This window comes from Moorena sp. SIO4A5 (genome assembly GCF_010672005.1).
GTDB lineage: Bacteria > Cyanobacteriota > Cyanobacteriia > Cyanobacteriales > Coleofasciculaceae > Moorena.
Map to the genome: position 1 here is coordinate 23,254 of NZ_JAAHHZ010000077.1, position 9,392 is coordinate 32,645.

6 protein-coding genes are annotated in these 9,392 nt (G+C 42.3%); 3 read left to right on the plus strand and 3 right to left on the minus strand.

The genetic code is table 11. The features are described from left to right. Positions 1–133: 133 nt before the first annotated feature. Positions 134–262 (plus strand): hypothetical protein, encoded by a 129-nt coding sequence (locus F6K57_RS22125; RefSeq protein WP_293070678.1) that lies wholly within the window; start codon positions 134–136, stop codon positions 260–262. Here F6K57_RS22125 and F6K57_RS22130 read toward each other — a convergent pair. After that, entirely contained in the window at positions 246–2,747 is a 2,502-nt protein-coding gene (locus F6K57_RS22130) for a CHASE2 domain-containing protein (RefSeq protein ID WP_293070680.1), read from the minus strand. The genes F6K57_RS22125 and F6K57_RS22130 overlap by 17 nt on opposite strands. 74 nt (positions 2,748–2,821) lie before the next feature. On the opposite strand from F6K57_RS22130, the gene F6K57_RS22135 reads away from it, so the two are divergent. Continuing rightward, the gene (locus F6K57_RS22135) at positions 2,822–3,070 is read left to right on the plus strand and encodes a hypothetical protein (protein WP_293070682.1); all 249 of its coding nucleotides are present in this window, start codon (positions 2,822–2,824) and stop codon (positions 3,068–3,070) included. Here F6K57_RS22135 and F6K57_RS22140 read toward each other — a convergent pair. Together F6K57_RS22140 and F6K57_RS22145 are read right to left on the minus strand one after the other, a co-directional pair. Beyond that, positions 3,051–4,199, minus strand: a complete 1,149-nt coding sequence (locus F6K57_RS22140) for a DUF1822 family protein (RefSeq protein ID WP_293070684.1) — start codon at positions 4,197–4,199, stop codon at positions 3,051–3,053. The genes F6K57_RS22135 and F6K57_RS22140 overlap by 20 nt on opposite strands. Positions 4,200–4,601: 402 nt before the next feature. Beyond that, on the minus strand, positions 4,602–6,158 hold the full coding sequence (locus F6K57_RS22145) for a hypothetical protein (protein ID WP_293070686.1): 1,557 nt from the start codon (positions 6,156–6,158) through the stop codon (positions 4,602–4,604). A 316-nt stretch (positions 6,159–6,474) separates the two neighbouring features. On the opposite strand from F6K57_RS22145, the gene F6K57_RS22150 reads away from it, so the two are divergent. Next, on the plus strand, positions 6,475–9,392 hold a 2,918-nt coding region (locus F6K57_RS22150), incomplete at its 3' end, for a tetratricopeptide repeat protein (RefSeq protein WP_293070688.1).

The following is a 9,392-nucleotide window of genomic DNA, read 5'->3' on the forward strand; positions in this document are numbered from 1 at the left end:
TCGATTCAAACATTCCCTTAATCAGGGGGGGAGCTGATTCGATTCAAACATTCCCTTAATCAGGGGGGAACTTGATTCCAGTAAACCATTCTTTTCTATTGCCTTTTGCCTTAACAGAATAAGCTTTGTAATCATGAGTAGAATAATTGCTATAATGTTCCCGATTCTCGATTCTCGATTCCCTACTCCCTACTCCCTACTCCCTACTCCCTACTCCCTACTCCCTACTCCCTACTCCCTACTCCCTACTCCCTTTGCGTAATGCTATAGATACTAAAAACTACTAAAGGCATCAAAGTAGGTAGCAGCACCTTCAAGGAGATATAAACTTGTAGTGAAACCAAGCAATAAACTAACCAACAAAGCAAGCAAGCATTACCTAGATTGCTAAACCACCATTGCTGTTGCTCGGGATCATCCTGTTTAATTAACCTAAATCCTTTACCTAAAACAGCGGTTAGCAAAATCATCAAGGCATTAGGAATTGGTATCACCAGATGCTGGGAAAAAAGATGGTGGGCGATGTAACTATGGGCTTCACCACCAGTAAATGATGATTTGCTATCGAACCAGTCTCGCCAACCCTGTGAACCACGCCAGAACGCTACCGGAAGGGGAAGCAGATTATTATCTTGCCCTTCTTGATCGACTCCCGCTTCTTTATATCCTCCTGAAGCAACAATCACAATGGTCTGGTTAAGGCTGAGACCATCAGCTAGAGCATCTCCAGAACAGGAGCCTAATAACTCACAAGCAGAAATTCTTTGATAAACTTGCTCTGGAGGGAGGGAATAGTCAATAATCGGTTGAAACCATTGTAAGAAATATGCGATCGCAGGACGTTTTACCCTCCCCAACCAAGCCAGTTGTGTATTAGTTTGTGTATCGGCTTGTGTATGGGAACCATTAACCAAATCAATCACTGAAGTCCTAAATTTCTGATTACTGTCTTGAAGCTCAGGTAATCCCATCGCTAATTGAGTAGTGCCGGAATCTTGATCACGTAAACAATAGGAAAGGACTAGTAAATAGCTAAACGGACAACTTTGATCACACTTATTGCTAGGTAACTCTACATACCAATCATAGGTTGTAATATCTCCCTCCATGGTTTGATTGAGGTTAGCAATTTGAGCACTCACCCCATAATAATCAGCAGGATGCTCAGCTTCAATTGCTGCCCAAACTAACCACGTATTCCTGTTAATCGCTTCAGTAATTGATTGCCGTAACTGTTTACTATTATCGGGCTGTTGTTTGTCTTGATCTAAAATATAATCAAACCCAATTATCCGAGCATTACTGGTAACTAATTTATCCAATATACTTGCTAAGTAACCATAATCCATATACCTGCCATCAACCAATTTAACGTTGTCCTGTTCAAGAGACTTGTTATCAATTTGAACTAACCGAACTGGAGACTGAACTGGAGAAGGATTAGCTTGCCACTGCACCTGCTGAGTAACCTGACGGTAACCAGCTTGTAACAACAGACGAAATTCTAGCAGTAAATCCTGAACAGGTGGGATTAAACTAACGGTTAACCATGCCGATAACCAAAGGGCTTCTTTCTTAGTAGGTAACCAATTTCTGAGACTGTGCCCTAAACCAAATGGTTCCAAACGAAACAGTACTGATTGGGGATGGCGAAATAAGGTAGGGATTAGGTAAGCAGAAGGATAGGTAAGATTTTGTTGGTCTTTGAGAAAAGCACAAGCATCCCGTAGCGCTTCATGAACATCCTTATACTCAGCCAAACTGTTGAGAAACTGGACAATAAAAACTTGAGCCACCTGATTGTGAATAGGTTCTGCCATTACCGCCACTTGAGGTAACCCTAAAGCAATTAGGGATTCCGCAATTGAGATACCATCACAAGAATTAAAAATAGCAAACTTCAGGCCATTAGCTATCCCTTGTTGGAGGGATTGTTTAATCTCATTAATTCCTAGAGAAGCATCAGGAGCAATATGTAATTCCCCACCAGTAAAGGCAGTTTCATTACTATGTCCAGCAAAAAATAAAATATCCCAACCCCTAGGATTAGTAATTTCCTTAACGATTTCTTGCTTAAGAGTACTAGAGTCTTTTTCTGGTTGCCAACCAATAAATTTGATTTCAGCCAGCTTAGACAGGTGAGCTAACGCCTTGCGGTCTTCTTCAAAGTCTAATCCTTTTTCATCACCCAATATCGCCAAAACTCTGGCTCGGCGACGGATACGAGTCATAATTTTATTATGACTAATTCCAGCATTGATAGTTTTAGAAACCCGAGCAATCCGGATAGTTCCGAATCCCGATAAATTCGTCCTAGTAGTAGTACTAATTTCCCAAGCTTCCCAAGGTAAGCGAGTTAATTCAGGACAGTTACAGGTGAGGAAAATATCAACCCAATACCGACGATTACTAGACGAATCCGTAGCTGCCTTAGCAATTTCCTCACGAATCTCATATAACTCTCCATCCCGTAACCAACTATGAAATATTGATAAAAACCTAGCTTCTGCTTCCCGCAACAGGCCAGCGGGATCTTTCATAACGGTAAGTCTACCACTTTTTGGGACTTTTACTCGCAAATTTTTGTAACAATTAATGTAAGCCTGTTTCCAGTCTTGGTAACCTTGATCAAGGTCTTGAGGATAATCTACTATGGCAGCAATAGTCTTACCGTTTTCCCAAGATAACTCAAAGTTACAACCTGACTTTATTTTGATGACTTTAAGGTGGAAAATTTTACTTTTCATGTTACTTATAGTAGTCAGCGGTCAGTGGTCAGCGGTCAGCGGTCAGCGGTCAGCGGTCAGAGCCGGTGGGTGGAATGGGCATCTTGGTGGAATGGGCATCTTGCCCGTTTCATTTCCGACGGGCTGTCTCAACCAGGCGCTCAGAGGTGGAAAATCAGGGCGAGCCCTTGGGTGGTGCGTTACGGGGCGGGCTGTCCCAACACTGGCGCTCGGTGTTGAACATGACGGCAAGCCCGCCCCTAACGCACCCTACGCGATTCCCGATTCCCGATTCCCGATTCCCGATTCCCTACTCCCTACTCCCTACTCCCTACTCCCTTTAAATTCAAACAACATCGAGGTGTGTGCTGTTTCGTCAGCAGTGGTAATTGTAGCTAGAAACTTTTCGTGATTAGCTCCTACAAACTGAGTAAATAAATAGTCGTCATTACTGCTCAATTCCTGTTGATCCAAGACCATGGTAAAATCAGTAATACGCAATTTTATTCCCGAAGGTGGAGTATTACCTGGGCTAGCTCCTAGGATTAGCAATATAGTCCAATCTCCCTCTGGTTCAGACTGAGGTAATGGCCAAGTTACAGCATAGAGGCGCAGTGGAATTCCAGCTAGTTGAAAATCTCGATAACTACGGACAGCGGCAGCAGGAATTTCGATATCAATAATAGTTAGAATCTCAGCTAATTCTTGGGCTGGGTTACCACTAAACCGCAATGCTGGGGAAGGTGCTGGTAATAGCTGCCAAGATAATTCTTGAGCTAGGTCATCAATTTTATTATATAACCATTGTCCCACATCAATCGCCCGTTGATTCAGGATTTCGATTACGTCTTTAATATAATCCTGACTGGGCTGTGGTATTTCTGGTAAAGGAATTTCCTCAGGAGATAGACATTGTAAATCCAGTAGTAAGTCGTCTCCACTCATAGTAAACCTAGATAAAGGGAGCTCGTAAGTCTGATCAGAGCCAACAACTAGATTACTAATATCTCTGACTAACTGGTCGTATCGATTGACGCCTTTAATCCCAGCAATACCTAAGTCATCATCAATGGCAATCACCACATAAAAATGAGCAGTGAATTGGGGAATAGTAACAATTGCTTCAGGCAGCGTTACGAAGGGGTCGCTAAATCCAAAGCTAGGAATAATGCAAATATTGAAATCTCCTACCTGTAGATTACACACAGCATTAATAGCTTTAGAAATAGCTTGAGATAATCCAGAGTATCCTAACCGATTAGCTGCCCGTTCTACCCGTAAACTTGGCTCTCGTTTTTCCAGCCAATCTTCAAAGACTAGTAAGGCTAACTCTTGGAGATAGATAGCTAATGTTCCTGATGTTTCCGCCATCTGGTTGGCAATATCCAGAGCTTGTTGTTGTTGTTCTAATTCCCGCGTTAGGGTTTCGGTTAATGCTGGAAAGGAAATCATTTCTGTAGATGTATTTAGCATTTTCAGTTGAGAATATATTGAGGGAACAGGGAATCGGGAATCGGGAATCGGGAATCGGGAGTCGGGAGTAGACCCTGATTGAGATCCCCCTAAATCCCCCTTAATAAGGGGGACTTTTGAATCTAATTCCTCCCTTCGTTTTTTAAGGGGACTTTTGAATCTAATTCCCCCCTTCGTTTTTTAAGGGGACTTTTGAATTTAATTACTCCCTTTTTTAAGGGGCGTTTTGAATCTAATTCCCCCCTTTTTTTAGGGGACTTTTGAATCTAATTACTCTCTTTGTTTTTTAAGGGGCGTTTTGAATCTAATTCCCCCCTTTTTTAAGGGGGGTTAGGGGGGATCTATGAACAGGGAATAAGCAACGCCAAAATTCCAATAAAATTCCCACACTCCCCACACTCCCTACTCCCGATTCCCGATTCCCGATTCCCCACTCCCGATTCCCGATTCCCGATTCCCCACTCCCTTTTTTAATATTTCACATAAAGTCCTAGAAAAATTACTAGACAGTTTGTATTTGTTTTTAACAAAGGTTTCCTTCCTAGCTGCAGTCATAATCCGGTTAATTTCTTCTTCCACAAACTGACTAATTCGTTGCTCTAATTCTTTAACCTCTTGTGCAGAAGCGTAGGCTTGGCCTAACTCCACGAGTTGGTGATGTAATCTTACGGAAGTGCGTCTAGCAATATCAGCCCGAAAGGCTTTCAGGTCTAGCAAGCGACTGACTTGATATTGAGCAGTTAAGCCGATTTGGGCAGCAATCTTAGTCATAGTAACATGCTGACATTGAAATAAATCTAGTGCTTCTAAAAATTGCTGATGTCTTGGCTTTTGTTTACGACTTAGATAAGTCACTCGGTTTTGAATAACCTCTTGAATAGCAGTAGTTAAACAATCCTGTAGTAATTGGTCATAGGCAGCTAATACCTCGTCTTCCTCCTGATTGTTACTTGTATCATCAGCTGCTAATTGATGCTCAAATTTTCCTAAAGCTTGAGTGGGAACATTCCTGCCACGATTTCGTTTATAGTCTCGAATTAGCTGAGCTAACCGTTGTAAATCAGTAAGCACTGCTTCTGGAGATAGTTGTCCTATCAGCTGTAATTGCTCTTTGGTAGGAATTGGGTAAGGAGTTGTAAGTTTACCTAAGCCCTGTTGTTGTCGTTGTTGGTTAATTTGATTACGCTCTGCTTGCAGTTGACGTACATAAACCGTTTGATAACTTTCTAATAACTCACGATAGTGGTTAATTTCTTGATCAGTTAGCTGATGAAACTCCGATAGAATACGGTTTAGTTTACCAGGAGTAGTTTGTTTCAGTAATAACCAATCCGTTACCTGCTCAATTCCATGGTAGAGTAAAAATTGTTTTACCTCCCTATGGGTTTTCACTAGTCTCTTTGTCCAGGAAAATAAGCTACTTTTATCTGGGTCAAAGGTTTGTAAACTATAAGTAATTATAAAATTATCTCCCCCTAGTTTATGGCCTTGATCGGGCTCAGGATAACGGTCAAGGACTAATGGCAGTAGGTCATCCATGGTAAAATTATGTTGCTGACCAAATTGCTCTACTAACTGATAACAAACCTCCTTGATTTGGTGAGAAACTAAACAACGTAGACAAACCTCAGCCAGCTCAAGGTCGTCGTCTTGGGTGTGATAACGTTGCCACAGTCTGCTAATCAGGGCGTGGTCTATGGTGTCTTCACCTGTAGACAAAGTAAGAGCTTGGGCACTGATAAATTCCTTAGCCTCTTCTATCGGTTTAGTTTGATGTTGACCCAAACGATTAATATAATTGAGTGTCCAGTATTTGGCTAAGCTGGTCTTCATGAGGGAATCGGGAATCGGGAATCGGGAATCGGGAGTCGGGAGTCGGGAGTCGGGAATAAAATTTAGATATATCTCACGCTTACTAGGAAATGCTATATATAGCAATCTCCCCGGACAAAGAACCAAATGTCATTCTTACCTATCTGGTAACTATCGGAACCTATGCATTCTGTCAAAAAAACTGGGCTTGAAGTGTATAGCGCTACGCGCAAGGCAACAGGCAAGAGGCAAGAGGCAAAAGTTGACTACAAAAGGTTTTCAACTTGTATCAATGTCCTAACTTGAATGCGTAGTGCTATATAAGTGAAGGGCTTTCTCCCTGCTCCCGACTCCCGATTCCCGATTCCCGATTCCCGATTCCCGATTCCCGATTCCCTTAATCATTGCATAGGTTCAGGAATCTCTCAGATATAGGGAAGTAGAGAATAATTCAATATCCGATATGAAACTTAAGCACGTCTTATTTTTGGGACTTCTCACTGTCTGCCTCACCCCTGGGGAACTCCCTGTTGTGGCTAGATTCCTGAATTTACCACCAGTGGCTCAGGAACAAAACCCGGTTAGGCCAGAGCAAGAAGGGACTTTAGCCCCTGGTGATGTCATAGTTGAAGTAGACAGTAAGAAAGCAGAGGCAGACAAATTCTTTCTACAGGGACTTAGTCACGTTCGTCGCAGTGAGTTCTCAGAAGCATTACAGTCTTGGCAGCAAGCATTGGTGATTTATAAACAAATCGGAGACCGCAAGGGTGAAGCTAACTCCCTGACTAATCTGGGTAATGCATACCGTACTCTGGGAGAGTACAAAAAAGCGATTGATTACTACCAACAATCAATCGCTTTTCAAAGGGAAATCGGACACCGCAAGGTTGAAGGTGCCTCCCTGATTGGTCTGGCTACTACATACCATCATCTGGGAGAGTACAAAAAAGCGATTGATTACTACCAACAATCAATCGCTTTTCAAAGGGAAATTGGAAACCGCAAAGGTGAAGCTAACTCCCTGTATAATCTGGGTAATGCATACCGTACTCTGGGAGAGTACAAAAAAGCGATTGATTACTACCAACAATCGATAGCTATTGCTAGGGAAATCGGACACCGCCACGGTGAAGGTGCCTCCCTGGATAATCTGGGTGGTGCATACTTTAATCTGGGAGACTATAAAAAAGCGATTGATTATCACCAACAATCTTTAGCTATTGCTAGGGAAATCGGATACCGCCTGGGTGAAGCTGCCTCCCTGAATAATCTAGGTCTTGCATACCGTCATCTGGGAGACTATAAAAAAGCGATTGATTACCACCAAAAACCCTTAGCTATTGCTAGGGAAATCTCAGACCGTAAGGTTGAAGCTATTTTCCTGAATAATCTCGGTAATGCATACTTTGATCAAGGAATTAGTCACTTTGGTCGCAGTGAGTTCCCAGAAGCATTACAGTCTTGGCAGCAAGCATTGGTGATTTATAAACAAATCGGAAACCGCCAGGGTGAAGTTAGCTCCCTAAATAATCTCGGTAGTGCATACAAGAATCTGGGAGAGTACAAAAAAGCGATTGATTACCTCCAAAACTCCTTAGCTATTGCTAGGGAAATCTCAGACCGCAAGGGTGAAGCTGGCTCCCTGAATAATCTCGGTAATGCATACTCTCATCAAGGACTTAGTCACCTTCGTCGCAGTGAGTTCCCAGAAGCATTACAGTCTTGGCAGCAAGCATTGGTGATTTATAAACAAATCGGAAACCGCCAGGGTGAAGTTAGCTCCCTAAATAATCTCGGTAGTGCATACAAGAATCTGGGAGAGTACAAAAAAGCGATTGATTACCTCCAAAACTCCTTAGCTATTGCTAGGGAAATCGGACACCGCGAAGGTGAAGCTGCCTCCCTGGGTAATCTGGGTGGTACATACTATTATCTGGGAGAGTACAAAAAAGCGATTGATTACTTCCAAAACTCCTTAGCTATTGCTAGGGAAATCTCAGACCGTAAAGGTGAAGCTAAATCCCTGATTGGTATGGGTAGTGCATACCGTACTCTCGGAGACTATAAAAAAGCCATTGATTACCTCCAACAATCTTTAGCTATTGCTAGGGAAATCGGACACCGCGAAGGTGAAGCTAACTCCCTGAATAATCTGGGTAGTGCATACCGTACTCTCGGAGACTATAAAAAAGCGATTGATTACCTCCAAAACTCCTTAGCTATTGATAGGGAAATCTCAGACCTTAAGGGTGAAGCTAAATCCCTGTATAATCTGGGTGTTGCATACAAGAATCTGGGAGAGTACAAAAAAGCGATTGATTACCTCCAAAACTCCTTAGCTATTGATAGGGAAATCTCAGACCGTAAAGGTGAAGCTGGCTCCCTGATTGGTATGGGTGCTGCATACGATCATCTGGGAAACTATAAAAAAGCCATTGATTACCACCAACAATCCTTAGATATTGCTAGGGAAATCTCAGACCGCCAGGGTGAAGCTTGCTCCCTGACTAATCTCGGTCTTGCATACGTTAATTTGGGAGAGTACAAAAAAGCGATTGATTACCTCCAAAACTCCTTAGCTATTTATAGGGAAATCTCAGACCGTGAGGGTGAAGCTAACTCCCTGACTAATCTGGGTAATGCATACTTGAGTATAGGAGACTATAAAAAAGCCATTGATTACCACCAACAATCTTTAGCTATTGCTAGGGAAATCGGTAACCGTGATGGTGAAGCTAGATCCCTGAATAATCTCGGTGTTAACTTATTAAAAATAAATCAACTAGAACCAGCCGAGATTCACCTGTATGATGCCATTAAAATTCTGGAAGATATCCGCCATCTCCTCCGTAACAAAGATGATTGGAAGATTTCTATTTTTGAAGAACAAGCTCGTAGCTATCGTCTTTTACAACAGGTATTGATTGCTCAAGGAAAAGCAAAACAAGCCTTAGAGATTTCCGAACGGGGTCGCAACCGTGCTCTGATTGATTTATTAGCGGCACAGTTATCTGAAACTCCTCAAAAAAACAAAACTCTTACTCTGAAAGACATTCAAGAGATTGCTCAACAACAACAAGCCACTTTGGTGGAATATTCCATTGTTTATGACCAGATTTATATTTGGGTAATTGCTCCCACTGGGGAGATTACTTTCCGTCGTAATAAGTTACCCCAAGATACTTCTCTGGCCAAACTAGTAAAAGTCAGTCGTGAGCAGATTGGTGTCAGAGGTCGAGGTAATCAGAATCCTGCTTCACCACCAAACCCTAACAATAGTAATCCCCTACAACAACTCTACCAACTCCTGATTACTCCCATTGTTGACGTATTACCAATAAACCCATCAGACCGTATTATTTTTATTCCCCATCAAGAACT